The organism is Streptococcus infantis, assembly GCF_047463615.1.
Lineage (GTDB): Bacteria > Bacillota > Bacilli > Lactobacillales > Streptococcaceae > Streptococcus > Streptococcus infantis_X.
This window is the reverse complement of the sequence record NZ_JASHDO010000003.1, coordinates 32,468-56,321: the sequence shown is the minus strand read 5'-3', so window position 1 is coordinate 56,321 and position 23,854 is coordinate 32,468. Positions and strand designations below refer to the sequence as shown.

25 protein-coding genes are annotated in these 23,854 nt (G+C 40.9%); 6 read left to right on the top strand and 19 right to left on the bottom strand.

Features of this window, described 5'->3' with window-relative positions; genetic code table 11:
* Positions 1–236 precede the first annotated feature (236 nt).
* Positions 237–707: a 30S ribosomal protein S7 gene (gene rpsG, locus QM874_RS04500; RefSeq protein ID WP_000087876.1), complete on the bottom strand. Its 471-nt coding sequence runs from the start codon at positions 705–707 to the stop codon at positions 237–239.
* A 19-nt stretch (positions 708–726) separates the two neighbouring features.
* Positions 727–1,143, bottom strand: a complete 417-nt coding sequence (gene rpsL, locus QM874_RS04495) for a 30S ribosomal protein S12 (protein ID WP_001142333.1) — start codon at positions 1,141–1,143, stop codon at positions 727–729.
* Positions 1,144–1,489: 346 nt separating this feature from the next.
* Between rpsL and QM874_RS04490 the strand changes: the two genes are divergently transcribed.
* Positions 1,490–1,930, top strand: coding sequence for a LytTR family DNA-binding domain-containing protein (locus tag QM874_RS04490; protein ID WP_414316376.1), 441 nt, complete (start codon positions 1,490–1,492; stop codon positions 1,928–1,930).
* A complete protein-coding gene (locus tag QM874_RS04485; protein ID WP_414316375.1) occupies positions 1,927–2,385 on the top strand; it encodes a DUF3021 domain-containing protein in 459 nt (152 codons plus the stop codon). The genes QM874_RS04490 and QM874_RS04485 overlap by 4 nt, the downstream gene beginning before the upstream one ends.
* 39 nt (positions 2,386–2,424) lie before the next feature.
* Here the strand turns inward: QM874_RS04485 and mutS are convergent, their stop codons facing one another.
* Both mutS and argR read right to left on the bottom strand, forming a co-directional pair.
* Positions 2,425–4,959, bottom strand: coding sequence for a DNA mismatch repair protein MutS (gene mutS / locus QM874_RS04480; protein WP_414316374.1), 2,535 nt, complete (start codon positions 4,957–4,959; stop codon positions 2,425–2,427).
* 199 nt (positions 4,960–5,158) lie between these two features.
* On the bottom strand, positions 5,159–5,605 hold the full coding sequence (gene argR, locus QM874_RS04475; RefSeq protein WP_001231485.1) for an arginine repressor: 447 nt from the start codon (positions 5,603–5,605) through the stop codon (positions 5,159–5,161).
* A 141-nt stretch (positions 5,606–5,746) separates the two neighbouring features.
* Here argR and argS point away from each other — a divergent pair, with 141 nt between their 5' ends.
* Together argS and QM874_RS04465 are read left to right on the top strand one after the other, a co-directional pair.
* The gene (gene argS, locus QM874_RS04470; protein WP_414316373.1) at positions 5,747–7,435 is read left to right on the top strand and encodes an arginine--tRNA ligase; all 1,689 of its coding nucleotides are present in this window, start codon (positions 5,747–5,749) and stop codon (positions 7,433–7,435) included.
* Between the two features lie 349 nt (positions 7,436–7,784).
* Entirely contained in the window at positions 7,785–8,033 is a 249-nt protein-coding gene (locus tag QM874_RS04465; protein ID WP_414270728.1) for a MarR family transcriptional regulator, read from the top strand.
* A 315-nt stretch (positions 8,034–8,348) separates the two neighbouring features.
* On the opposite strand, the gene nrdI is transcribed toward QM874_RS04465, so the two are convergent.
* The 9 genes from nrdI to QM874_RS04420 all read right to left on the bottom strand — a co-directional run bounded on the left by nrdI (position 8,349) and on the right by QM874_RS04420 (position 15,034).
* Positions 8,349–8,816 (bottom strand): class Ib ribonucleoside-diphosphate reductase assembly flavoprotein NrdI, encoded by a 468-nt coding sequence (gene nrdI / locus QM874_RS04460; RefSeq protein ID WP_414316372.1) that lies wholly within the window; start codon positions 8,814–8,816, stop codon positions 8,349–8,351.
* A gap of 74 nt (positions 8,817–8,890) precedes the next feature.
* On the bottom strand, positions 8,891–9,418 hold the full coding sequence (locus QM874_RS04455) for an ABC transporter permease (RefSeq protein ID WP_414316371.1): 528 nt from the start codon (positions 9,416–9,418) through the stop codon (positions 8,891–8,893).
* 61 nt (positions 9,419–9,479) lie between these two features.
* Entirely contained in the window at positions 9,480–10,766 is a 1,287-nt protein-coding gene (locus QM874_RS04450) for a response regulator (RefSeq protein ID WP_414316370.1), read from the bottom strand.
* A 2-nt stretch (positions 10,767–10,768) separates the two neighbouring features.
* Positions 10,769–12,442, bottom strand: coding sequence for a sensor histidine kinase (locus QM874_RS04445; RefSeq protein ID WP_414316453.1), 1,674 nt, complete (start codon positions 12,440–12,442; stop codon positions 10,769–10,771).
* Entirely contained in the window at positions 12,420–13,034 is a 615-nt protein-coding gene (locus QM874_RS04440) for a YesL family protein (protein WP_414316369.1), read from the bottom strand. The genes QM874_RS04445 and QM874_RS04440 overlap by 23 nt, the downstream gene beginning before the upstream one ends.
* Positions 13,035–13,212: 178 nt before the next feature.
* Positions 13,213–13,362 (bottom strand): 50S ribosomal protein L33, encoded by a 150-nt coding sequence (gene rpmG, locus QM874_RS04435; RefSeq protein WP_001265622.1) that lies wholly within the window; start codon positions 13,360–13,362, stop codon positions 13,213–13,215.
* A 15-nt stretch (positions 13,363–13,377) separates the two neighbouring features.
* Entirely contained in the window at positions 13,378–13,560 is a 183-nt protein-coding gene (rpmF, locus tag QM874_RS04430) for a 50S ribosomal protein L32 (RefSeq protein ID WP_000290417.1), read from the bottom strand.
* A gap of 263 nt (positions 13,561–13,823) precedes the next feature.
* Positions 13,824–14,024, bottom strand: a complete 201-nt coding sequence (locus tag QM874_RS04425; RefSeq protein ID WP_414316368.1) for a PTS ascorbate transporter subunit IIC — start codon at positions 14,022–14,024, stop codon at positions 13,824–13,826.
* A gap of 2 nt (positions 14,025–14,026) precedes the next feature.
* Positions 14,027–15,034: an SPFH domain-containing protein gene (locus tag QM874_RS04420; RefSeq protein WP_414316367.1), complete on the bottom strand. Its 1,008-nt coding sequence runs from the start codon at positions 15,032–15,034 to the stop codon at positions 14,027–14,029.
* Between the two features lie 183 nt (positions 15,035–15,217).
* On the opposite strand from QM874_RS04420, the gene ilvD reads away from it, so the two are divergent.
* Entirely contained in the window at positions 15,218–16,921 is a 1,704-nt protein-coding gene (ilvD, locus tag QM874_RS04415) for a dihydroxy-acid dehydratase (RefSeq protein ID WP_414316366.1), read from the top strand.
* A gap of 57 nt (positions 16,922–16,978) precedes the next feature.
* Here ilvD and QM874_RS04410 read toward each other — a convergent pair whose 3' ends face one another.
* From QM874_RS04410 to tgt, 3 genes are all read right to left on the bottom strand, one after another.
* Positions 16,979–17,320, bottom strand: coding sequence for a metal-sulfur cluster assembly factor (locus tag QM874_RS04410; protein WP_414316365.1), 342 nt, complete (start codon positions 17,318–17,320; stop codon positions 16,979–16,981).
* 427 nt (positions 17,321–17,747) lie between these two features.
* Positions 17,748–19,565 carry an acyltransferase family protein gene (locus tag QM874_RS04405; RefSeq protein WP_414316364.1) on the bottom strand — a complete coding sequence of 606 codons (1,818 nt, stop codon included), beginning with the start codon at positions 19,563–19,565 and terminating at the stop codon, positions 17,748–17,750.
* Positions 19,566–19,687: 122 nt separating this feature from the next.
* Positions 19,688–20,830 carry a tRNA guanosine(34) transglycosylase Tgt gene (tgt, locus tag QM874_RS04400; RefSeq protein WP_004250663.1) on the bottom strand — a complete coding sequence of 381 codons (1,143 nt, stop codon included), beginning with the start codon at positions 20,828–20,830 and terminating at the stop codon, positions 19,688–19,690.
* A 116-nt stretch (positions 20,831–20,946) separates the two neighbouring features.
* Here tgt and QM874_RS04395 point away from each other — a divergent pair, with 116 nt between their 5' ends.
* Entirely contained in the window at positions 20,947–21,804 is an 858-nt protein-coding gene (locus QM874_RS04395) for a DUF975 family protein (RefSeq protein ID WP_414316363.1), read from the top strand.
* Positions 21,805–21,848: 44 nt separating this feature from the next.
* Here QM874_RS04395 and QM874_RS04390 read toward each other — a convergent pair whose 3' ends face one another.
* The 3 genes from QM874_RS04390 to QM874_RS04380 all read right to left on the bottom strand — a co-directional run bounded on the left by QM874_RS04390 (position 21,849) and on the right by QM874_RS04380 (position 23,810).
* On the bottom strand, positions 21,849–22,211 hold the full coding sequence (locus QM874_RS04390) for a DUF1304 domain-containing protein (protein ID WP_414316362.1): 363 nt from the start codon (positions 22,209–22,211) through the stop codon (positions 21,849–21,851).
* Positions 22,212–22,221: 10 nt separating this feature from the next.
* Entirely contained in the window at positions 22,222–22,647 is a 426-nt protein-coding gene (locus QM874_RS04385; protein WP_414316361.1) for a MarR family winged helix-turn-helix transcriptional regulator, read from the bottom strand.
* 299 nt (positions 22,648–22,946) lie between these two features.
* Positions 22,947–23,810, bottom strand: a complete 864-nt coding sequence (locus QM874_RS04380; protein ID WP_414316360.1) for a DUF2262 domain-containing protein — start codon at positions 23,808–23,810, stop codon at positions 22,947–22,949.
* Positions 23,811–23,854: the final 44 nt, after the last annotated feature.

Below are 23,854 nucleotides of genomic sequence, written 5' to 3'. Positions count from 1 at the left end.
TTAACTGATTTGAACCCGAGCGAGGCCCGGTGCAAAAAAGATAAACTGCTTTGTGTTCACGGAACACTGCATCAGTTTCCTATTTTTGCCTTGGGCCTTTGCCGCTCTTAGTATCATAATCTAGTTGAGCTCAAGCTAAAAGTCTGGAGAAAAAGATGAATCTCATTGGTTGCAATCGCAACCTGCTTCGATTCCCTATTTTCTCTGGGACTTTCTTAACGCTTTCGCATCCTATATTACCAACGGAAGTGTGCGAAGGCACGGTTAGCTTCAGCCATACGGTGAGTGTCTTCACGTTTCTTAACAGCTGCACCAGTGTTGTTAGCAGCATCCAAGATTTCTTTTGCAAGACGGTCTTGCATTGTGTGTTCACCACGAAGGCGAGCGATTGTTACCAACCAACGAAGTCCAAGTGTTGTACGACGTTCTGGACGAACTTCAACTGGGACTTGGTAGTTAGAACCACCGACACGACGTGCACGTACTTCAAGTACAGGCATGATGTTTTCCATAGCTGTTTCAAATACTTCAAGTGCATCGTTACCAGTAACTTCTTTGATTTGTTCAAAAGCACCGTAAACGATTGAAGCAGCTGTACCACGTTTACCGTCAAGCATAACGCGGTTGATAAGACGAGTAACTAATTGTGAATTGTAAAGCGGATCTGGCAATACGTCACGTTTTGGAGCTCTATTTTTACGACTCATTTCTCTTTATCCCCTTTCCTTATGCTTTTTTCGGACGTTTAGTACCGTATTTAGAACGGCCTTGTTTACGATCGTTAACACCTGCAGTATCAAGTGCACCACGGACGATATGGTAACGTACCCCTGGAAGGTCTTTTACACGTCCACCGCGAAGAAGCACCACGCTGTGCTCTTGCAAGTTGTGTCCGATACCTGGGATGTAGGCAGTAACTTCGATAAGGTTGCTCAAACGTACACGAGCAAATTTACGAAGGGCAGAGTTAGGTTTTTTAGGTGTCATTGTTCCAACACGAGTTGCAACACCACGTTTTTGTGGTGAAGAAACGTTTGTTTGAACTTTTTTATGACTGTTGTAACCAACGTTCAAAGCTGGTGATTTAGATTTTTCTACTTTTGATTTACGCGGTTTGCGAACCAATTGGTTAATTGTAGGCATCTACATTCTCCTGTGTTTTTTTATTTTTGGTGATGATACACTTGGTGACAGCTATCATCTGTGTGTACTTTTGCAACATTTGTCAGCACGTCCCTGTACACTCTTGAGAGACCAAAAGTAAAAAGTACCGTCTATTATTGTACCACGTTTTTTCTATTTTTGTCAATATATTTCTTCTTATTTTTTGACTTCTTTACTCTAAAAATTCTATGAAAACGGTCACCTACCAGATAGGCTCTTCAACCGACCACATAGACAAAGCTTCTTGTAATTGCCAAGAAAATGGTGTTTAATAGATTTGTAAGCAAGAGATCTCTATTACAATTTTATAAAGAAAGGAGAAATTATGAAAGTTAGACTTGACATTGATCAACAATACGCCGAAGAACAAATCATCATAGAAGCACCATCTTTGTCCCCTAGAGTTCAAAAAGTTCAAAACTTTGTTCAATCTCTGGATCAAAACGAAACGCTTAAAGGAAAATTCCAAGATCAGGTTTACTTGATTCAGATTAGTAAGATTCAACGTATATATATTGAAAATCGTAAAATCTTAGCTGAAACTGATGGTCGAACCTACACTCTAGACATTCGCCTTTACCAAGCAAGTGAAATTCTACCTGCTTCCTTTATCCAAATTTCCCAATCGGAAATTGTCAACATTGATGCTATCAGTCATCTTAAACTAACCTCTAACGGCTTGATTGAAATTTATCTTAAAAACGACAGTTTCACCTACTCATCTCGCCGTTACCTCAAAGCTATTAAGGAGAAATTAGAACTATGAAAAAACAAGTATTTCACGATGCCACAACTGGTATCCTCATCGGCCTCATCCTATCTATTATCTTTTCTTTTATCCACTCACCAAGCAACTACGCACCTCTCAGCCCCAACTCTTTGATTGGTCAATTCATGACCCAACATCAGGTGCATGGATCACTCGTCTTACTTTACTGTCTGCTTATCTGGGCAGCGATTGGAGTCCTCTTTAGTTTTGGCGGTCGTCTATTCGCTCAAGATTGGAGCCTTCTTCGTGCGACTGTCACTCACTTCTTCCTTATGTTGCTAGGTTTTGTACCTCTAGCAATCCTGGCAGGTTGGTTTCCACTTCGCTGGACTTTCATCCTTCAACTCATCCCAGAGTTTGCAATCGTCTACCTCATCATCTGGATTGTTCTCTACAAGAGAGAATCTAAAAAGGTTGCACACATCAATCAACTATTGGCTCATAAAAAATAATACCTAAAAACCCACTCACAAAACGGAGTGGGTTTTTGCTTATAATTTTTGCTTCAGCTCTAACAAGAGATTCATGGCCTGCATCGGTGTCATATTGTACACATCTACTTTAGCCAATTCTGCTAGGATAGGATTTTCTTCCGCTGAGTCAAATAGGGAAATTTGTTCAGAAACTGCATGTGTTTGTTTCATTGGAGCAGGACTTTCCTGACCTTGGTTCTCTAATTGCGTTAATATTGCATCTGCCCTTACTAGCAAATCTGTCGGTAACCCTGCAATCTTAGCAACGTGAATACCGTATGATTTGTCTGCTGGTCCTGCTTCGATCTTGTGAAGGAAGGTAACCTGACCATTTTGCTCCAGCGTAGCCACGTGGACATTAACCAGATGTTCCAGGCTAGATTCTAAGCTAGTCAATTCATGGTAGTGAGTTGCAAAGAGAGTCTTGGCTCCGATATGTTCATGGATATACTCGATAATCGCTTGGGCCAGGGCCATGCCATCATAGGTTGCGGTTCCACGGCCTAGCTCATCAAAAAGAATGAGAGAGTGCTCAGTCGCATGAGAAATGGCATTATTAGCTTCCATCATCTCGACCATAAAAGTGGACTGGCCTGAAACCAAGTCATCTGCTGCCCCGATACGGGTAAAAATTGCATCAAAGATTGGCAAGTGAGCACTCTCAGCTGGAACATAAGAACCCATCTGGGCCATGACTGCTGTCATAGCTAGCTGGCGCATATAGGTTGACTTCCCGCTCATATTAGGCCCTGTAATCAGTTGGATGCTGGTATCCTCAGACATTTGAATACTATTTGGAATGTAAGTCTGCGCTCCCATGACCTTTTCAACAACAGCATGACGACCTTTTTGGATATCAATTCGTGAATCTTGTGTAAATTCTGGTCGAATCAAGTGCTGATTTTCTGCTACTACTGCCAAACCTTGCAAGACATCGACAGTAGCGATTCCTTGGGCTAGGGCTTGTAGGCGTTGGATATACTTGCCAACCTCCTCACGGATTCGCATAAAAATTTCGTACTCTAGGTTTGCGGATTTCTCACGCGCCTCTAACATTTCTCCCTCGATACGCGCCAACTCCTCTGTCCCAAAACGTTCCGAATTTTTCAGAGTAGCCTTGCGGAAAAAGTGGGCTGGAACATTACCGAGCTGCGAGTTGGTCACATGGAAATAGTAACCGTCTTTTTTATTGTAATCAATCTTGAGAGTATTGATACCAGAGTTTTCTCTCTCCTTGGCCTCAATTTCAGCAATCCAGCTAGTTCCTTCTCTCAGCACACGACGGTATTTATCCAAGGTTTCATCAAAGCCCGTCCGAATAATACCTCCTTCGGTAATCACATGAGGTGCCTCTGGAGCAATGGCTGCGCTAATGAGATTTTCCAACTCAGGGATAGCATCAAGTTGTTCAATTAGATAGGCAAGAGCTGGTTGCTCCATTCCTTCTAAAATTGCTCGAATTCTTGGAACACTGCCCAAGGTAGTCGCTAATTGCAAGAGGTCTTTAGGGTTGCTTTTGCCAAAAGATACTCGACTAGCCAGACGCTCGATATCGTAGACTCCCTTTAGGCTTTCTGTCAAATCACTACGTTCAAAGAAATAATCCAGAAAGACCTGTACAACCTCCTGACGTTCAAGGATACGATCCTTGTCAATCAAGGGACGGTGGATCCAAGAGCGCAAAAGACGCATTCCCATGGCAGTCTTAGTCTCATCCAGCAACCAGAAAAGACTGCCTTGTTTCTTACCTGAGCGAGCATTTTCTACTAGATCTAAACTAGCCTTGGTCGCATAATCCATCTGCAAGAAATCCTTGATCTCATAGCGAACAACTGGCTTCAAGTGGTTGAGCTCTCTCATCTGAGTCCGATGAACATACTGAAGAAGCTTACTGCTGGCAGCTTGTTCAACGGGTGCCAATTGTGGATCCAGCAGATGTATGTCTTCAAATAATTCTTTCTCATAAGAAAGCACCAAATTCATTTGACGGCCGAGAATCTGTTCTTCCTCTTCGGTTAAGGCATAGCCGATAACGACTTCCCTGGCCTTGAGATTACGGATTTCACCACAGACCAGGGTAAAATCCAATAAGCCTGTCACATAGAAATCACCCGTCACCAGGTCCATGTAAGCCAAGCCAAACTGCTGACCATCACGGTCGATGGCTACCAAAAAGTTGTTTTGACTATCTGGCTTACTACTATCGACGACTGTGCCAGGTGTAATCACCTGCACAACCTCGCGTTTCACAACACCAACAGCCTGCTTAGGATCCTCCATCTGTTCAGCGATGGCAACCTTGTAACCACGCTCCACTAAAACATCGATATACTGTTGGGCAGAATGATAGGGAACTCCAGCCATGGGAATAGGATTGTCAGCATTCTTATTGCGACTGGTTAGTGAAATTTCTAGTATCTGTGCAGCATTGACTGCATCTTCGTAAAATAACTCATAAAAATCACCCATACGAAAGAGCAAAAAAGCATCTGGATATTGTTTTTTGATATCCACATACTGTTGCATGCCTGGTGATAATTTTTCTGTCGTCATCCATTCTCTCCTTGTTAAAAATAGAGAGTGGGACAGAAATCGGTAATTCGTTAGAATTCGATTTCGTCGTCCCACCTCCGCACAGTTGAGTAGGGCTGTAAAAGCTGATGAAATCAGCGTAGTAGAGCCCACTCAACCACTGCGTCTTGCTCGACAATCCAAAGACAATTGAGAGGCTAGGACTTTTGTCCCAACCTCCTTATCTATCCTTCATCAAATCTAACAAACGATCTTCCATGAGTTTAGCAACATGCTGATCTCGGCAGATTACCAAGAGAGTATTGGCACCCGCAACTGTCCCTAAAATCCATTCATCCTTGTTGGCATCGACAACATTGGCTAAAACTGCGGCTTCACCCAATTTTGTGTGCAAAACTAAGGTAAACTCAGCTCTTGCTACACCTTCCAAATGATGGGATAAAAACTCAACCAGGTCAATCTTCTCTGTCTCATTTGCTAGTACGTAGTAGACCTTATCATTTTTCTTAACCTTGGTCAAGCCCAGTTCGCGAAGGTCACGCGACAATGTCGTTTGCGTCACAAAAACATTACGTGCTTCCAACCGATCTTGAATCTCCTTTTGAGTTCCTAGCTTCTCCTCAGTGATCATCTGCTTGATCAACTGATGACGTTCTCTTTTTCTCATAACATCCTCTCAAGTGAATATTTATAACATTTTCATCTATTTAATAAGAACATTATACCAAAAAAACCGAATATTTCAAAAAAAATTTCGTCTTTCTTTAAAATTGTGATAAAATAGAAGAAAAGTCCAAAGGAGCCTATAATGAATACAAAACAATTGATCGCTAGTGAATTGGCTAGCGTCATTGATAGCCTGGATCAAGAGGCTATTTTCAATTTACTAGAACAACCAAAAAACTCTGACATGGGAGATATCGCCTTCCCAGCCTTCTCTCTAGCAAAAGTAGAACGTAAAGCACCTCAAATGATTGCAGCAGATATTGCTGAAAAAATTAATAGCCAAGCTTTTGAAAAAGTTGTTGCGACTGGTCCTTACGTAAACTTTTTCCTTGATAAGTCTGCAATTTCTGGAGCGGTTATTAAAGAAATCATCGAGAAAGGTTCTGACTACGCTCAACAAGATGAAGGCAAAGAGCAAAATATCACCATTGACCTTTCAAGTCCAAATATTGCAAAACCATTCTCTGTTGGTCACTTGCGTTCAACAGTTATCGGTGACGCCCTTTCAAACATCTTCAAAAAAATGGGCTACAACACTATCAAAATTAACCACCTTGGTGACTGGGGTAAACAATTCGGTCTTCTTATGGTAGCCTACAAAAAATGGGGTAGCAAAGAAGCTGTCGAAGCCAATCCGATTGACGAACTGTTGAAACTTTACGTGCGCATCAATGCTGAAATCGAAACTGATCAAGCACTTGATGACGAAGGACGTCTCTGGTTTAAAAAATTGGAAGATGGCGATCCAGAAGCTACTCAATTGTGGCAATGGTTCCGTGATGAAAGTTTAGTAGAATTTAACCGCATCTATGAACTCTTGGGTGTTGAATTTGATAGTCTAAACGGAGAAGCCTTCTACAATGATAAGATGGATGAAGCTGTCCAAATCCTTGAAGAAAAAGGTTTGCTAGAAGAATCTCGTGGTGCTAGCATCGTTAACCTGGACGATTTTGAATTGCCACCAGCTATGATCAAAAAATCTGACGGTGCTACTCTTTACATCACCCGTGATATCGCAACTGCTATCTACCGCGCTCGCACTTATAACTTTGTTAAGAACGTCTATGCTGTTGGTCAAGAGCAGTCTAACCACTTCAAACAACTAAAAGCTGTCTTGAAGAAAATGGGATTTGACTGGAGTGATGACATGATTCACGTTGACTTCGGTCTCGTAACTAAGAATCGTCAGAAACTTTCAACTCGTAAAGGAAACATCATCCTTCTTGAACCAACACTTCAAGAAGCTATCAGCCGTGCCAAGGCTCAAATCGAAGCGAAAAACCCTGACCTTGAAAACAAGGAGCAAGTTGCTCGAGCTGTTGGTGTTGGAGCTGTGAAGTTCTACGACCTTAAAACTGACCGTAGAAACGGTTATGACTTTGACCTTGAAGCAATGGTTTCCTTCGAAGGGGAAACAGGTCCTTATGTCCAATACGCATACGCTCGTATCCAATCTATCTTACGCAAAGCGGATTTCAAACCTGAAGCAGATGCCAACTATAGCTTGAATGATCCTGAGAGCTGGGAAATCATCAAATTGCTTCAAGATTTTGCTCGTGTCATCAAGCGTGCGTCTGATAACTATGACCCATCTCTTATCGCTAAATACGCAATCAACTTGGCTCAAGCCTTTAATAAATACTACGCTCACACTCGTATTTTGGATGAAAGTCCAGAACGCGACAGTCGCCTAGCTCTTAGCTATGCAACAGCAGTTGTCCTCAAAGAAGCGCTTCGTTTGCTTGGCGTAGAAGCACCAGAGAAGATGTGATTCAGTACTAACAATTGGAACTAAAGTTCCTAATTGTTAGACGCTAGCCGCTTTTATGCGGACTAGCTAACTGCTTCACTAGTCATGGCCCCTAAATATAATCAATTTAGGGGCCATGACGTCGTAAATAAGGCGACTTGCCTAAACGCCTTACTAATTCATCTAAAAAAATAACATCGATTTATTTAGATTACGGATCTTGGTTTGGTGCTAGAGTCAGGGGCAGAACAACCACTTTTTTAGCTTAGCTATCGTCTGCCTGATTTTATATTGTCATTACTTGAAAAGCGAAAAATCTTTTTCGCTTTTCTCTTGTTATTAACTTCTTTATCACACAGGGAGAGACTTTATGAGCCAATATGCTTATATTTTAGTTGTCATCAGTCTTGTCGTTCTTTTTCTCATTAACAAATACGAAAAGGAAAAACTACAAGGCCTTCTACAAGAACAGCTTTTAAAGGATGAAACTTTTCGAGCTACTATCAAGGAAAAGATTCAAACAACAGAAAATATCAACGATGTCATCGACTACATCAATAAAGGATATCGTTTGGGAATCATGATTTCAAAGGAAATTGTGGAAGACATCAGAAAATGAAAAAGGATTCGAGATAGCATTTCTCGAGTCCTTTTCTATTTTTTCCTGAGAACTACGATTCCCACCAGTATAACAATCCCTAGTGATGCCATGGTTCCGTATGCTGACAAACTTTCATCAAGAAATTTCTTGGAGAACTGCAACAGAGCGAACTCTAAGAGTAGCAAAGCACTGCATAGCATAATATCCTTGAAGCTTGGTTTGCGTTTTATATACTTTAAAAATGATCTCTGTAGTTTACTCATTTCGATTGTTCCCTTTTGAAGTAAATCCTTTATCCATAGAATAAAACTCTTCCTCAGAAAATCTGGCCTCTTACAAGGCTTCTAATTCATAGAGTTCCGTAATAATCCCTGCAACCTTCTTGATATCTCCCAGCATACCACGCATCTCAAAGTCAGCTAGAACAGGGAAACCAAAGCGTTGGCTGTATTGTTTAGCCGTCAAACAGTATTGGTTGTTAAAGTTACGATTACCGGATCCTACAACACCAAAACACTTGCTGGCATTGTCACCATAGGCGATAAAATCCCCTACTGGAGTGGTCAAAATCTCCACATCTCCGTTATCAACACCATTCCCACCTTCTAGATAAGTCGGTAGGAAAGCCACATATGGGTTGGTCATTTCAAAGAAGGCTTCCTCTTCCTTGACCAAATCTTTAATATGAATTTTTTCCACATCAATATTCGCATACTGCTCCAACAAATAAGCTTTCAAACGTGTTACGAAACTCTCCGTATTTCCGCTCAGACTGATGTAGACCAAGGAAACTTTTTTCATGCTCTCCTCCTTTTTTTGAATCATAAAAAAATAACTACCAAGATTGTATCTTGATAGTTATCCTTTGTCAACTCTTAGGCAAGTTCTTCCTCTTCTTGAGCTTCTGTTAATTCTTTTTGCTGACGCCACATCTTATAGAAGACGATTGCTAGGAAAATAACATTGAGTACGATCCCCAAAATAGCAGAACCTTTAGCACCTAGTTCAGCTCCCATACGGACGTTAGGGTCTGTAAAAAGTGAAAGTGCATCTTGGACTCCTACAAAGTTGTAGATAGAACCAAGGATAGCTAGAAAGACATAGCCGATATAGGTATAATTAGCCAACTGGATGTTTTTACGAACGAGGAAGACCAAAGCAACCACAACTAAAATAGCTGATAAGACAACTAAAATCATGTTGAAAATTGAATGGGCATGTTCAGTTACTTTAATCGTGTAGGCAATCAGTTCCTTAGCATAAGTAGCATCTACACCTGACGACTCAATATTACCCATACTTTCTGCAGTAGGTACTGGAGAGATGAGCCCAAATAGCGATATTGCTGAGAGTAAGGCTGATAAAATCAGCAATACCCAAAGATAGATTGGTTTCTTTTTCATAAAAGTAACCTCCTCATAATTTTTTAATTATTATAGCATATTTTACGAAGGAGAACAACTGTTACAAGTTCGTTTCCACCTGTTTACGGTAGGCTTTAGGAGACTTCCCACACAGTTTTCGAAAAACCTTATAGAAATAACCTACATTACTGTATCCAACCGTATAGCAGATATCCTCAATACTATCATTTGTAGATAATAAGAGTTGCTGGGCCGCCTTGATGCGTTGCTTATTGAGAAGCTCTGCAAAGGTGGAATTGGTTTCCTTCTTGATCAACTGCCCCAAATAAACAGGATTGATAAAGAGATCCTTGCTGATATCCTTGAGAGAAAGCTCTTTTTGGTAATCTCTACCAATAACTTCAAGCACACTGACCACATTTTCATTCATTCGATATTGACCGAAGAATGATGTCAAGGTTTCCTTGGTATAAGCGACTAAATCCTCAAAAGTTGTAATGGCATGAATGTTCTTGACAATATCTGTCATATCGTCTGCTTTCAAATGTTCAAAAAGATGGAAGACATCCATGACAAACTGGGTAAAGAGCTGCTTTGTGATAGATACTCTCGGTGTGTTTTCAAGGACAATCTTCTCAAGCAAGGTCAATTCATCAATAATTTGCTGGAGATTTCCTTGAATAATCACCCGATAGATAGGTTCGTAGTAAGAAAAGAGACTTTCAGACTGATCTAAATTGACCGATCCATAAAAGAGAGTCTTTTCAACATCACGCTTCCACTTTTCAAAGTTGATTTGATAAGGAGCTTCAAAAGGCATGACTAGCAAACCCTCAAATTCCTGATCTGCAAGGACAATTTGCCAGTCCTGACCTAGAACATAGTAGGGAATAACAAAATCCCCTTGTTTTTCTTTTGAAAGCCCAATCCACCAGTTTTCTTTTTGTGTGAGATGAGTCTTGAATGCTTCTTCATCTAATTGCTGTCTCAAGATTTCTGGCTCTTGAACCTTCTCACGAAGTTGAGTGACGATTTTTTCAAGTAAATGTCCTAGCTCGACCTTATCGACTGGTTTAACCAGATAATCAACCACGCTGAGATTCATGGCTTTTTTGACGTAGTCAAATTCTTGATAGCCCGATAGTAGGATATAATAAGCATCTGGCAACAAATCCTTCATTTCCTGAATCATTTCAAGTCCTGTTTTGTCAGGCATGTTGACGTCAGATATCACAATATCCACAGGATGTTCTCGGACATAGTCAAGAGCGTCGTCAGCATGATTGGCTGTAGCGACGACTTCCATATCCCATTTTTCAAAAGGAATCAAACGCTTGAGTCCTTCTGTAATCATGTACTCGTCGTCCACTAATAGTACTTTATACATCTTTATCCTTTCTCCTCATCCTGAATAGTAATTCGATAACGAACACCTTGGTGTTCCATTGATTCTACACTAATGTTATAGCGATCCCCAAAATAGAGAACAAAGCGCTCATGAACATTGACGATTCCAATAGACTGTCGTTTTCCACTATAATCGACTGTGTGTTCAAAGGTTCTTTGGGCTAATTTAGTTTGAATTTCTGCTAATTTTTCGGCAGACATCCCGCGACCATTATCCACCACTAAAATTTCGACATAGCCCTCTTGTTTCAAAGCCTTGATACTGATAACATTATCCGTTCTTCTGTGATCAACTCCATGGGCAAAATAATTCTCCACCAAGGGCTGGAGGGTGAATTTTGGAATCCGCATTTCTTTTAACTTGGGATCAATTTTAAAACCATAGGCGATTGACTTGGGATAGCGAACCATACAGAGATAGCTATATTTGCGACAAAACTCTACTTCTTGCTTGAGCGTCGTTTCGCGTTCATCAGAGATGTTGTTGCGCAAGAGACTACTGAATTCGTAGATAATATCTGCCAATTCGTTCTGATCTGCCATGACTGCGTACATTCGTAAAAACTCGAGGGTATTGTACATAAAATGCGGGTTAATCTGAGCTTGTAATGCTCGCATATTGGCATCTTTTTGACTAAGCTCCAGCTGGTAAATATCGTGGATATTTCTCTCCAGTCGGTCCAACATATCATTTGTCGTTTCCGCAATTAAAAGCAACTCCTGATCCTTTTTGGTAAGATCAATCCGCTTACCTTGCTCGCCTTGCGCAATATCATGGATTGTCTCCACTAGGTCAACAACTTGTGCTTGATACTTGGAGAATGTCTTCTTCAAAGTCGCATATAAAATGACGATAAAGAGGGCACTGAGGGCAAGGATGATGCCTGAACTAGCCATACTGCCACTAAGTACATAATCTCTAGGAACAGCTACTTGAACCTGATAGCCATGCGATGTTACAGCAAGCAACCAATTTTCACGATCACTTTTTTCACCCAGATGAAACATATCCGTTTCAAAAGGGGAGGTAATGGTCACAGCGATGGGAATGGTTCCTCTGGTATTGTCAATAGCCTTATAAAAAACATCAGAAGTCACAGAAATGTAGATCACACCTAAAGGCAGGTCTGATACTGGGTCCGATACTGGGATGGCAAAACTATTAGCTTCTGGCTTGAAACCTTCAGCAGGTAGTTTATAGCCACTACGATTGTCTCTTTTGGAGACATAAACTTCTGTCGAATCCTGTAAAACGATGGCTACGCCTGTTACAAAATCATTGCGCACATAGAGATCATCGATATTTTCATAGATGGATACCGAAATATAAGGCGATGCCTTACGCTCTAGTTGCCAATAAAAATAATCGGGGGTGCTGAGGCTAAAGTACTTATAAATCCCTTCGATGCGTGCCTGATTTTCTACTAAATCTTGAGCTAAACGAGCTGACTCACGATAATAATATTCAACCTCGCTCACTGTCCGAGTCAAAACCCGCTGGGAAACCTGCTCCGCTTCTTTTTCGCGATTATCCCAGTTTACATAGGAAATCAAAAGGGCAAAACTGGCAATGATGACAATCATCACCCAGCTATAGGTTCTAAGGAGCGAATGAAGCCAAAACTGTTTCATTCTATTTGGACGCCAATTTTTCATGAATGTTTTCATAAACGGGCTCCAATAGATCACTAATAAAGAAATGCCACATTCCAATTCCCACAAAAATGATGAGGGCTGGCATATAGAAGGCAATGATGGCTAACAATACACTTCCAAGAAGAATCTTAGCCATGGCTGACAAACTCATAAAAATTCCGATGAAGGCAAGCTTTAGAGTATTTTTGTAGGACAATTCAAAATAAACCTGTAACTTTAAAGATACCGCATAGGCCAAAAATACCAAGGCTACTAAAAAGATATTTAGAAAGGTTGCTGCCAAGTGGAGAATGGTCTGATGCGGCAATTGAACCATCAGATATAAACCATAAATCAGGAGCAAATCAAGTCCCAAAAAGGTATAAAAGCTCAGATTGCTTTTGATAAAATTGCTTTTGTAGAGAGTCCAAGTCTCTTTAAAACGATAAGAACGGTAAGAATAGCCGTGTTCTGCAAATAAACTCATGAGAGTCGCACTAGCTGGCGCTATACCAAAAATCACACCTCCTGCTAGTGCCAATAACCAAAAATAAGCTGTAGCTATCATCCCCAAAAAGAAACGATGAAAGACTAGCTCAATGAAATTTCCCACGGTTTGCCTCCTAAAAAATAATCTAGAACTATTATAACATATTTCAAGCGCTCTCAAAAAAGAAGAAGTGAGAAAAGTGGTGGGAGTTAAACTCGCTACCTTTTTACCATAATATTACTAAAAATTAAAACCAATGGCCGAAACCATTGGTTTTAAGATGTTTAAAATCAGTTAACTCTTACTTAACTTCTGTAAACACAACGTGTTTGCGAAGTTTTGGTGAGTATTTCTTCAATTGAAGACGGTCTGGAGTGTTACGTTTGTTTTTAGAAGTAAGGTACAAGCGTTCACCAGATTCTTTGTGTTCAAGTGTAATATTTACGCGCATGGTATCTCCCTTCTATTATTCAGCTGATGCAGCTTTAGCGATCTTACGTCCTTTGTAGTATCCTTTAAGTGATACACGGTGAGAACGTGAGTAATCCCCAGTAGTTTCGTCAAAGTTTACAGATGGTGCTGTTACTTTGTAGTGTGTACGACGTTTGTTTTTCTTCGCTTTTGACGTGCGACGTGCAGGTACTGCCATTTTGATTTCTCCTTTTAAGATATAATTTCAGTTAGGTTTGATTTTCATCAACTTTAATAGTATATCAAAACTTTTTTGTAAAGTAAAGTTACTTGACAAAAAAAGATAAAAAAATTTTCCTATCCAATCTTCTGGATAGGAAAATAGATTATACTCAATGAAAATCAAAGAGCAAACTAGGAAGCGAGCCGCAGGTTGCTCAAAGCACAGCTTTGAGGTTGCAGATAAAGCTGACGTGGTTTGAATTTGATTTTCGAAGAGTATTAAATATCAATCTCGAATGGTTCATCAATGGTTTCTGAGACGTATTTCCCGTCTTTTTTTCGTTGTTTGACACATTCCGTAAGAAGATATTCAATTTGCCCATTAACTGATCGAAAGTCATCTTCTGCCCATGATGCGAGTGCAGCGTATAACTTATTCGATAGTCGAAGGGGAATCTGCTTTTTTTTAGCTTCATCCATCTTTAGTAAAGACTTCCTGTGTTGACAATTGGTTGTGCATCATGATTGCCACAGAGAACGACAAGGAGATTTGAAACCATGGTAGCTTTTCGTTCTTCGTCAAGCTCTACCAATTCTCCTTCATTGAGCCGCTCTAGTGCCATTTCAACCATTCCTACAGCTCCATCGACAATCATTTTACGTGCATCAATAATGGCTGATGCTTGTTGGCGTTGAAGCATAACAGCTGCAATTTCTGGCGCATAAGCTAGGTAAGTGATACGTGCCTCAAGGATTTCCAGACCAGCATCCTCAACACGACTTTGGATTTCTTCACGAATACGGTTAGCTACAATTTCGCTAGAGCCTCGGAGACTACCTTCATCTGCTTGTCCGTCACCTGTAGTATCTACATTAGGAGACACATCGTAAGGATAGATGCGAACAATATTACGGAGGGCGCTATCACACTGCAATGAAAGATATTCTTTATAGTTATCAACGTTGAATACTGCCTTAGCGGTATCGACAACTCTCCAGGTTACCGCGATACCGATTTCTACAGGATTTCCTAAGCAATCATTGATTTTTTGGCGAGAATTACTCAAGGTCATGACTTTGAGGGAAATCTGTTTCTTGCCAATTTCAATGTTTACATCATTACCATTTGATGATTTAGTTCCTAAAAAAGGAGATTTTGTACTAACATCACCACTTTGTCCGAGTCGAGTGTGGATTGCAGGATTGACCGCTATGCTAAAGGGATTGACAAAGTAGAAACCAGGTTCTTTGATAGTCCCAGTATAGTTACCAAAGAGGGTCAAAACCAGAGCTTCCTGAGGTTTCACAATCTTCAAGCCAGCATGTGCTAAAGCTGCAAATACAATAGAGAGAAGACCGATAATAATTCCAAAAATATTTTCCGAACCAGCACCCATTACAAATATAAAAGCACCAAGTACGAGTGCCAACTCAATGAGTATCAATGCTACTACACCATTTGGTTTTGAATTAATTAGTTTTTCAGTCATCAGAATGACCTCCTATCTTTGATATCTAAATGATATCACTTTAATTTTAAATGTCAACAAAAATATGCAAAAATTTTTAAGAAGATTTCAAGGAATTGAATTGTCTGAAAATTTAAAAATTTTCTTCTGTTCATTGATATTAAATTGTGCTATAATAATAAAAACTGAAACGGGAGGGACATAATGACAGAATTAGATAAACGTCACCGCAGTAGTGTCTATGATAGCATGGTAAAATCACCAAACCGTGCTATGCTTCGGGCGACTGGAATGACAGATAAGGACTTTGAAACACCGATTGTGGGAGTGATTTCGACTTGGGCGGAAAATACCCCTTGTAACATTCACTTGCATGATTTCGGGAAATTGGCCAAAGAAGGTGTCAAATCAGCAGGTGCTTGGCCTGTTCAGTTTGGAACCATTACTGTAGCGGACGGGATTGCCATGGGAACGCCTGGTATGCGTTTCTCTCTAACATCTCGTGATATCATTGCAGACTCAATCGAGGCGGCGATGGGGGGGCATAACGTGGATGCCTTTGTGGCTATCGGTGGCTGTGACAAGAACATGCCTGGTTCCATGATTGCCATTGCCAACATGAATATCCCAGCTATTTTTGCTTATGGTGGAACCATTGCACCTGGAAATCTTGATGGCAAAGACATCGACTTGGTTTCTGTATTTGAAGGAATCGGTAAGTGGAACCACGGTGATATGACTGCTGAAGACGTGAAACGTCTGGAATGTAATGCCTGCCCTGGCCCTGGTGGCTGTGGTGGTATGTACACTGCTAATACCATGGCAACTGCTATCGAAGTTCTAGGGATGAGTTTGCCAGGCTCTTCTTCTCACCCAGCTGAATCTGCTGATAAGAAAGAAGACATTGAAGCAGCTGGACGTGCAGTTGTCAAAATGCTTGAACTTGGTATCAAGCCTTCAGATATCTTGACTCGCGAAGCCTTTGAAGATGCCATTACTGTAACCATGGCTCTCGGTGGTTCTACAAATGCTACTCTTCACTTGCTTGCCATTGCCCATGCTGCCAATGTTGACTTGTCACTTGAGGACTTCAATACGATCCAAGAGCGTGTGCCTCACTTGGCCGACTTGAAACCTTCTGGTCAGTATGTCTTCCAAGACCTCTACGAAGTTGGTGGTGTGCCTGCGGTTATGAAGTACTTGCTAGCAAATGGATTCCTTCACGGAGACCGTATCACATGTACTGGTAAGACTGTCGCTGAAAACTTAGCTGACTTTGCAGATCTTACACCAGGTCAAAAAGTCATCATGCCATTAGAAAATCCAAAACGTGCAGATGGTCCGCTTATCATCTTGAACGGTAATCTTGCTCCTGACGGTGCAGTTGCCAAGGTGTCAGGTGTTAAGGTTCGTCGTCACGTTGGTCCAGCTAAGGTCTTTGACTCAGAAGAAGATGCTATTCAGGCCGTTCTGACAGATGAAATCGTTGATGGCGATGTTGTCGTTGTTCGTTTCGTTGGACCTAAGGGTGGTCCTGGTATGCCTGAAATGCTATCACTTTCATCAATGATCGTTGGTAAAGGCCAAGGAGACAAGGTTGCCCTCCTAACAGACGGACGCTTCTCTGGTGGTACTTATGGACTGGTTGTTGGACATATCGCTCCTGAAGCTCAGGATGGCGGACCAATTGCTTACCTTCGTACAGGAGATATCGTTACGGTTGACCAAGATACTAAAGAAATCTCCATGGCTGTATCTGAAGAAGAACTTAAAAAACGTAAGGCAGAAACAACCTTGCCACCACTTTATAGCCGTGGTGTCCTTGGTAAATATGCCCATACCGTATCTTCTGCATCTCGTGGTGCCGTTACAGATTTCTGGAATATGGAACAATCGGGTAAAAAATAAGCAAATCAAAAGCAAGCCTAAAATAGCTTGCTTTTTTGTATGTTTCAAAATAGATAACTATCGTGGTGGTAGTCCTAGAGCTATACGCCCATAACGACTAATGCGTGTAATCTTCCATGCTGGAGACCAGGTAACCTCAACCCTGACATCCTCAATCCCATCAATTTGCTTCAAACCTGCCACAATCTCGATAGGCAAACTTTCTGCACAGTCACAGGCAGTATCCGTGAAGGTCATAACAACTGTACAAAGCCCAGTCTCATCTAAATGAATCTCATAAATCAATCCAAGATTGTATACATCTAACTCTACATCTGTATCATAAACTTTTTCGAGCACTTCAATGATTTGATCTTCCAATGCTAGAGCACGGTCATTGATTTTGATATCTTCTCTCATTGCATTCCCTCCATTTTTAGACTGCACCTATTTTCTCATAATTCTGACAATTTGGCAAGTTTTTCCCAAGCAAGACTGGATTCGCTATGACACTCAAAGAAGAGACTAGGACCAGGTCATAGATTTGGCAAAGCACTGTTTTAAGACTGTTGATAAGATAGATAAACTGATAAGATGAAGACCTTGATATAGTCTAAAGAATTATTTTTTATCTTCCAAGAAAGGCTTCCTAAAAAGAAAAAGAGGCTGGGACAAAAGTCCTAGCCTCTCAATTGTCTTTGGATTGTCGAGCAAGACGCAGTGGTTGAGTGGGCTCTACTACGCTGATTTCATCAGCTTTTACAGCCCTACTCAACTGTGCGGAGGTAGGACAACGAAATCGAATTCTAACGAATTACCGATTTCTGTCCCACTCTCTTTTTAGGTATTATTTTGACTTCACAGGTTTATCTGCTAGGGCCTTGATGGCTGAAGCTATCGTTTCTGCGTAGAGCTTAGCTCCCTCTTCTAGCTTGGTATTGTCATTACCAAAGTGAACTTGGTCAGTTCCTTTCCAGATATCTGGATTATCTTTGGATACTTGGTTCCAATCTGCAATCTCAATGTAAGGATACTTTTGAGCAACTTCACGCGCATAGCTGGCATATTGTTCTACATAAGGTTGAGTTTCCTGGCTTGTATCCCCTTCATAAGGTGTCACCAGAACAAGCTGATGCCCCTTAGGTAGATTTGTCACCAAGGAGTCTATGTCAGCCTTGTAGTCCTCAGGATTATTAACACCAGTAGCAATAACAACGATCTTAGGCAGTGCCTTATTTTGGCTGTTATTCAGCATAATGGCATTGGCTTGCTTTGTATTTCGGCTTACTTGACCATCTGTCTGAGCATCCGGCAAAACCTCTTGTAATCCAGGTGTTGCTCGCAAGGTTACAGAGTCTCCTATGATAGATACACCATCTGCAATATTGTAGCGGCTTGCTTCCGTCTGATCTGCCACAGTTTTTGTGCGAGTAAGATTGGTCTGCGCTTGTTTAAGACCATTGACAGTCAAATCTGTCTCAAAAGCACCAACTTGTGGAGCGATGATCATCACAATCAGTGTGATCAAAGTAAGAATTCCGCTACTAGATGCAAAAATAGTCTTGATATGCGGAATCTCTTTTGCCTTTTGCAAAAGCCCTGTTGTCTTTCCAGCAATTAAAGGTTCAATTACATAGAATGAGAGGGTTGCAAAAAGATACGAGAAAACAGTCGTTAAAATCACTGCTGGCAGATTGCCCATCAATTGAGAAAAGATAATATAGAACGGCCAGTGGAAGAGATATACTGCGTAACTGGTATCAGCTAGGAAGCTAATCACCTTTGGCTCTTCAATGTTAGGTGTTTTCTCATGCAAGACTCGAGTAGCAAGAATCATAGCAAGTGCCGCTAAACTTGCAAGTAAGAATCCAATCAAATAGGCAAAGAGATAGGTAAACTTCACGAAGAAGGTCAGTAGAAGCAAGACTCCCAAACCTGCACCAAAGACTAACAAGGTCTGTTTCAAGTCCCAGGTATTATTTAGACGCTTAACCAGAGTAGTCGTTTGACGAACACCTACCAAAGTGGCCAAGACACTACCTAGAAAGAAAGGATAGACGTGGGTAAAACTTGAAAAGTAAACCGTCGAATAAGAGCTAACGATAAAGCTACCGATAAACATTGAAAGGAAACTGATGATAAAGGCAGCTGATGACAGGAGAAATACTGTCCCTCTTAATTGTCCAGATGATTTCGCCCGCTTAGACAAGAACCAAACTGCCAAGCCCCACAAGATATAGTAATGAACTTCAACTGCGAGACTCCAATTGTGGACAAACAGATGAGGGATAAACTGAGATTCATAACTCCCACCCGTTAGCATCTCATAGAAATTGGTCATAAAACCAAGGACACCAGCAATCTGACTACCTATACCTGCTACATAATCTTGCCGAACCAAGAAGGTGAAAGGCATTGTAACAAGTATCATCAAGACGACTGGAGGGAAAATCCGATAAAAACGTCTCCTGAAAAATCCTAAAAGATCAATTTGCCCCTTTTGACCATACTCTTCCAACAAGAGAGACGTGATGAGAAAGCCCGAAAAGGTGAAAAAGACGTCAACCCCGAAGAATCCTCCAGGAAAAAGCGTCTGAAAGAAATGGTACAAAAGCACCAAGAGTAAACCTGTAATCCTAATCAAGGAAAACCATTTAATACGCATACGAGTTTATTCTCCGTTCATTAGATTGGCTAGAAAGCCATCTAATTTTCATTCCATATTACCTTTATTTTATCAAAAAAAGAAGAAAAATCCTAAGAGAAAACTTAGGATTTGAGCTTTACTTAGAAATTGCGCCCTGACTTGTTATAGCCATATTTTTCAACAAAATGCTCACGGAATTCCAAAAGATTATCATCCATGATAGCCTGACGAACCTGCTTCATAAGGTTGAGCAAGAAGTAAAGGTTATGGTAACTTGTCAAGCGGATACCAAAGGTTTCATCGGCCTTGAGCAGGTGACGAAGGTAGGCACGGGTATAGTTCTTACATGTGTAGCAATCGCACTCAGGATCAAGTGGGGTAAAGTCCTCTGCAAACTGGGCATTTTTTACAACCAAACGTCCTTGACTTGTCATACAAGTCCCGTTACGAGCGATACGGGTCGGCAAGACACAGTCAAACATATCTACGCCACGGATAACGCCATCAATCAAGCTATCTGGCGCTCCGACTCCCATCAAATAGCGAGGTTTGTTTTCAGGAAGGAGTTGAGTGGTGAAGTCCAAAACTGCGTTCATCTCTTCGTGGGTTTCTCCAACTGCTAGTCCACCGATAGAGTAGCCTGGAAAGTCCATGCTGACAAGGTCATGAGCTGACTGACGACGAAGATCTTCAAATCCTGCACCTTGTACAATCCCAAACAAACCTTGGTCATGTGGACGACGATGAGCTTTCAACCCACGTTCAGCCCAACGGCTGGTACGTTCGATTGATTTTTTCACATAATCATAAGGTTGATAAAATTGAGGACATTCGTCAAAGGACATCATGATATCTGAGCCTAGATTGTTTTGGATAGAGATAGCTTTTTCAGGTGAAAGGAACATCTTGGAACCATTGAGGTGGTTCTTGAAGGTAACACCTTCTTCAGTGATGTTACGGCTATCTGCTAGGGAATAGACTTGGAAACCACCACTATCTGTCAAGATAGGCTGGTCCCAGTTCATGAATTTATGAAGCCCACCTGCACGCGCAATGAGTTCATCTCCAGGACGAAGCCAGAGATGATAAGTATTAGACAGGATAATCCCTGACCCCATCTCTTTCAACTCTTCTGGTGATTGGGTTTTGACCGTTGCTTGAGTCCCAACCGGCATGAACATAGGAGTTGGGAAGGTCCCGTGGGGTGTGATAATTTCCCCTAGACGAGCTCCTGTGTGTTTTTCTTTTTTAATCAAACGATATTTGATTGGTGAATCTGACATTTTTTACCTCCGAAGCTGGGAAAAACAGTCCCAGTTCTTACTTAGTGCCCAAGGGCATACTGTATGATTCTATCAAAAAAAACGGGAACTGTCACGAACTATGGTATAATGAAAGAATGAAATACCAAAAAATTGATTTAAAAGAAGTTCGTCAGCAAGCTAGACACTTTCAAAGCGAACATCCTCGTCTTTTACTTGTCTTTCTACTGCCAAGTCTTCTCCTAATTTTAACTAGTTTTATAAGCCCTTTATCTCTAATTGACGAAGGAATTCTTGAGCAATCCTTCCTCAGTTTTCTGATAACCTTGATCCAGTCATCGCTTTTTCCCTTGGCACTTGGTTTTACAGGCTCGATTATCCTAGCTGGCGCCCTCTTTACAAGCATCAATCTCTTTAGAGTGCCTCAAACAGAGCTTTCCTTCAAGGGTAGTTTGTCTTTATTAGACAACCGTCTCTTTAGTCAGACTTTCCTGACGCTCTTGCTCAAACGTTTCTACCTCTTTTTATGGAGTCTACCCAATCTTCTTGGAGTCTACTGTCTCTTTTACAGTAGCCTAATGGCCCGTAAATTTGTGGAATTGCACCCTGAATTTCCAGCAGTTGACCTCTCGAGTACAGATACTGAACAGTTTCTCCTTACTTTTGCGCTTTACTTCTTTGGAAGCGTCTTGTTGATGATTCTGGGCACCATTATTTATCTTCCACAGTATTATGCATATTCGCAAGTTGAACTGCTCCTTTGTGATACCCTTGCAATTGGGATAGCTAAGCCAAGTCGGATCCTTGAAACCAGTCGCTTTCTCATGAAGGGCTATAAATTCCAACGCTTCGTCCTTGACTTACAGTTGCTCCCTTGGTATTTCCTTATTTGGATTAGCTTTGGGATTGCGGGTATCTCCATCTATCCTTATGTCTACAGTTGCCAAATCTTCTTTTATCAGAGACTTCTTGAACGTAAACATAAAAAAGGATAGAAAAACATATGTTAACAAAAACCAGCACTAGGTGCTGGCCTTTTTTATTTCAAGAAAAGGATACTCAAGAGGGCTAAAATAGCTGGCCCACCTTGCTTTAGAATGATTTTTTTATCTGCTGTTAAGGCACCATAAACCGCTGCTCCTATGACAAATAAAACAAAGATTGTCACGATTTCAAGGCTCTGCGAGAAATAGATTCCATAAAGAAGAAATAGACCAATCAAGGCATTGTAAATTCCCTGATTCTTGAAAAGAGAGGTTACTGATGGCCTTCCTAATTCTTCCTTATCCATGTTAAAGACACGACTGGTTGTGTCCGATTGCGTTGCCATACTCTCCAAATAAAAGATATAAAAATGTTCGAGGGCAACAAGTGTTGCTAAAATAGTAGTAATGATTGACATAATTTTCTCCTTAAAATTCTATTTTTTCTAGACCTGAGACTAGTTTAGTCAGTAAAGTCGTCAGCTCTTTCTGCTCAGCAGTCGATAAGATGCTCTCCATCTGTTCCTTCACTTTCAAGTGATGTTTAGGCGGATTGACCAAGAGTTGATTCTTGGCTTCTTGGGTTAATTCAACTAAGACTTCTCGTTGATTGACTGGATTTCGATCACGACTGACATAGCCCTCTGACTCTAAAATCTTGAAATGACGGGTCAAGGCTGCAGGGTCAATCTCTAACTTCTCCTGAACGGCAATTTGGTTACAAGGTGAGTTTTGCAATAAAAACTGCAGGATTTGATAGCGAGTCAAACTGATTCCCAACTGTTTCTCAAAAAGTTGTGTGATTATTTGGTCTGCTAAGCGAACTTGATAAAGTAATTCGTGTATTTCTGCCATTTCTATCTCCTTTAAAAATTGATTTATCAATAATTGACTTATCAAGTGTATAACAAATAAATTCATAATGCAAGTCCTTTGCTCATATTTCTGAAACATAGATAAGGGAACAAAGAGCGAAAGTCCTAGTCTGAATATACTATTCCAAGAACTCTCAGGTTTCAACAAGCTAGTAAAATAGTCAAGGATATGGATTGAAAAAGGAAGTTTTTCTTAGACGAGCATGGTAACTATAAAGCGAGGCTGGGATTTTTTGTCCCAGCCTCTATTTCTTCTAGAATCTATTGAGAACCCAATTACTAGCCTACCAAGTCCGCTCTAAGGATTTCTCCCTCTTTATCGATGACAACTTCGATGGCATGGCCTGCAAAAATTTCTTCACGATCATCATAGTAGAGGGTCAATTCCCCGTCTTCGTTGATCGATAGCTCACTCAAGGAAAGTGAGTTGGTAAAATACTCTTCTGTTAACTCCACATCATTTTCATCTGAATCAATCCAGTCTTGGGCTGTTTCCCAGAGTTCTTTGACAATATAGTTTTTAATCTGATCATCATGGACTTGGAAAGTTCCCATAAATTTCTTTAGAGCATCGAAAGAACTTGGAGGAAGACTTTCATCTGCACCCGCATCAAACATAGCATGAATCTTACCGCCTTCATAGGTGATGAAGCCTTCAAACCAAGAATAGGCTCTATTTAAGGTGAATTCGCCAAGAGCGTCTTGAATAATAACAGGTTTCTGGTAGGTTTCAATCAAGGTCTCTAACCTAGCATCCGTAGATTGGTCATCTAGGTATTCCAGCAAATGGTAGCAGTTGTTAGCAACTTCTGACATATAAGGCTCTAACTCCATGAAGGGACGTTTTTGACATTTGATACGGTGAATTTTGTAGGGTTCAAAGCTAAACCCCCAATGCTTTTCTTCAAATTCTTCCGGAGTCAGGAGCCATTCCAAACGTCCTTCAAGTTCAGAGAACTCCTGGGTTGCGACATTGACACTAGCTTTAAAATGAACTGACGGCATTAGACAACCATCTTTTAAAGAGGCAGCCCCATTTACATTTTGGAGGGTAAAAATCAAGAGCTCAACAATTTCTCCGCAAAATTCCTGTTCAAAATCATCTCTTGTTTTCTCAAATGGAGTTTTTAATCGGTTTGTCATCCTTATCATCCTTTCGCTCTATGCTTAAAATCGTTAGCACAGTT

Excerpts from the sequence above, each read along its gene's own strand:
- rpsG (WP_000087876.1), bottom strand. The coding sequence starts at position 707 with ATGAGTCGTAAAAATAGAGCTCCAAAACGTGACGTATTGCCAGATCCG.
- rpsL (WP_001142333.1), bottom strand. The coding sequence starts at position 1,143 with ATGCCTACAATTAACCAATTGGTTCGCAAACCGCGTAAATCAAAAGTA.
- QM874_RS04490 (WP_414316376.1), top strand. The coding sequence starts at position 1,490 with ATGAAAGTTAGACTTGACATTGATCAACAATACGCCGAAGAACAAATC.
- QM874_RS04485 (WP_414316375.1), top strand. The coding sequence starts at position 1,927 with ATGAAAAAACAAGTATTTCACGATGCCACAACTGGTATCCTCATCGGC.
- mutS (WP_414316374.1), bottom strand. The coding sequence starts at position 4,959 with ATGACGACAGAAAAATTATCACCAGGCATGCAACAGTATGTGGATATC.
- argR (WP_001231485.1), bottom strand. The coding sequence starts at position 5,605 with ATGAGAAAAAGAGAACGTCATCAGTTGATCAAGCAGATGATCACTGAG.
- argS (WP_414316373.1), top strand. The coding sequence starts at position 5,747 with ATGAATACAAAACAATTGATCGCTAGTGAATTGGCTAGCGTCATTGAT.
- QM874_RS04465 (WP_414270728.1), top strand. The coding sequence starts at position 7,785 with ATGAGCCAATATGCTTATATTTTAGTTGTCATCAGTCTTGTCGTTCTT.
- nrdI (WP_414316372.1), bottom strand. The coding sequence starts at position 8,816 with ATGAAAAAAGTTTCCTTGGTCTACATCAGTCTGAGCGGAAATACGGAG.
- QM874_RS04455 (WP_414316371.1), bottom strand. The coding sequence starts at position 9,418 with ATGAAAAAGAAACCAATCTATCTTTGGGTATTGCTGATTTTATCAGCC.
- QM874_RS04450 (WP_414316370.1), bottom strand. The coding sequence starts at position 10,766 with ATGTATAAAGTACTATTAGTGGACGACGAGTACATGATTACAGAAGGA.
- QM874_RS04445 (WP_414316453.1), bottom strand. The coding sequence starts at position 12,442 with ATGAAAAATTGGCGTCCAAATAGAATGAAACAGTTTTGGCTTCATTCG.
- rpmG (WP_001265622.1), bottom strand. The coding sequence starts at position 13,362 with ATGCGCGTAAATATTACACTTGAACACAAAGAATCTGGTGAACGCTTG.
- rpmF (WP_000290417.1), bottom strand. The coding sequence starts at position 13,560 with ATGGCAGTACCTGCACGTCGCACGTCAAAAGCGAAGAAAAACAAACGT.
- QM874_RS04425 (WP_414316368.1), bottom strand. The coding sequence starts at position 14,024 with ATGGATGAAGCTAAAAAAAAGCAGATTCCCCTTCGACTATCGAATAAG.
- QM874_RS04420 (WP_414316367.1), bottom strand. The coding sequence starts at position 15,034 with ATGACTGAAAAACTAATTAATTCAAAACCAAATGGTGTAGTAGCATTG.
- ilvD (WP_414316366.1), top strand. The coding sequence starts at position 15,218 with ATGACAGAATTAGATAAACGTCACCGCAGTAGTGTCTATGATAGCATG.
- QM874_RS04410 (WP_414316365.1), bottom strand. The coding sequence starts at position 17,320 with ATGAGAGAAGATATCAAAATCAATGACCGTGCTCTAGCATTGGAAGAT.
- QM874_RS04405 (WP_414316364.1), bottom strand. The coding sequence starts at position 19,565 with ATGCGTATTAAATGGTTTTCCTTGATTAGGATTACAGGTTTACTCTTG.
- tgt (WP_004250663.1), bottom strand. The coding sequence starts at position 20,830 with ATGTCAGATTCACCAATCAAATATCGTTTGATTAAAAAAGAAAAACAC.
- QM874_RS04395 (WP_414316363.1), top strand. The coding sequence starts at position 20,947 with ATGAAATACCAAAAAATTGATTTAAAAGAAGTTCGTCAGCAAGCTAGA.
- QM874_RS04390 (WP_414316362.1), bottom strand. The coding sequence starts at position 22,211 with ATGTCAATCATTACTACTATTTTAGCAACACTTGTTGCCCTCGAACAT.
- QM874_RS04385 (WP_414316361.1), bottom strand. The coding sequence starts at position 22,647 with ATGGCAGAAATACACGAATTACTTTATCAAGTTCGCTTAGCAGACCAA.
- QM874_RS04380 (WP_414316360.1), bottom strand. The coding sequence starts at position 23,810 with ATGACAAACCGATTAAAAACTCCATTTGAGAAAACAAGAGATGATTTT.